Here is a 928-nt window from a genome sequence, read left to right as displayed (position 1 = left end):
GTTATCAGGTTATGCACGGTAGAAAAATTGCCTGGGCAATCTTTGACGTCGCCTGCGACGGCCCGAAGGGTTGCTGCCAGGGATGGCGGGCAACAGAAAAGCTGCGGGAGATTAAACCTGAGAATATGCAAGGTGCAACCAGGTGCAACCAATAAATGCTCCGGGGCGACGAACGTCAGGGCCCGCTGCTCTTGCACCTCGAGGGTGCACGCAGCGGCGCGCCCTGGGTCGCGGCCTGGCAGCCGGGCGAGCGCGGGTCGGCCTGCTTCAGGTGCAACCGGGGTTGTACCCGCTTCGGCAGGGCTGCCGTTCTTTCAGGGTAGACCGTGCTGATGAGTTTGCCGGGGCGGGGTGACGGGCTGCGCGTGCCCGTTGCGGGAGGGAGGGTCAGCCGTTGCAGTTTTCACCGATGCGCTGATAGATCAGCGTGTGTCGCTCGCCCAGGGAGTCCAGGTAGACCAGGCGGGCTTCGCCGACGTCGCAACCCTGGGGCAGGGTCTGGCTGACGATCCGGGCGATATCCAGTTGCATGCCGTAGTGATAGTGCTCGGCCGTTTCGGCCTGGGCCAGGTCGATGCTGCAACCCAGCGCCAGCAGGCAGGCGATCGCTTTCATGATGACCTCGATAGGGTGCAGAAGGTGGTGCTAAAGAGGGCCGGCGTGCCGGCCCGAGGGGCGCTGGCCAGGAGCAGGGGAGGAGGCCAGCGCCAGGAGGGTTGGGACTTCAGCCCTGCTGGTCGGCCTGCTGCGTGTGGGTCGATTGCGCGTGGCGCTCGGCATTCGCCTCGTGCTGCTGTTGCAGCTGCGCCTGTTGGTGAGCGATGAAGGCGGGCGACTCTTCGGCCAGGCAAGCCTGAGCGGCGAGCAGGGTGCTGAGGGAGAGGGCGGCGGCAGTCTTAAGGTTTTTCATGGGGTGATCCTCATGGGA

At 64.9% G+C, this 928-nt stretch carries 2 protein-coding genes; both read right to left on the bottom strand.

Annotated elements, in window-relative coordinates; all coding sequences use genetic code 11:
- Positions 1 to 387 precede the first annotated feature (387 nt).
- Positions 388 to 615, bottom strand: a complete 228-nt coding sequence (locus J0A65_RS24240) for a DUF2790 domain-containing protein (RefSeq protein WP_206596822.1) — start codon at positions 613 to 615, stop codon at positions 388 to 390.
- Positions 616 to 724: 109 nt separating this feature from the next.
- Positions 725 to 928, bottom strand: a 204-nt coding sequence (locus J0A65_RS24235) for a hypothetical protein (protein ID WP_206596821.1), incomplete at its 5' end; no start/stop codon positions are given.

It is taken from the genome of Bowmanella yangjiangensis (genome assembly GCF_017255015.1).
Taxonomy (GTDB): domain Bacteria; phylum Pseudomonadota; class Gammaproteobacteria; order Enterobacterales; family Alteromonadaceae; genus Bowmanella; species Bowmanella yangjiangensis.
The sequence above is the reverse complement of the archived record's forward strand: the minus strand, read 5'-3'. Positions and strand labels throughout refer to the sequence as shown.

Bases quoted from the DNA above. Each gene is read 5' to 3' on its own strand.
- J0A65_RS24240 (WP_206596822.1), bottom strand. From the start codon at position 615: ATGAAAGCGATCGCCTGCCTGCTGGCGCTGGGTTGCAGCATCGACCTG.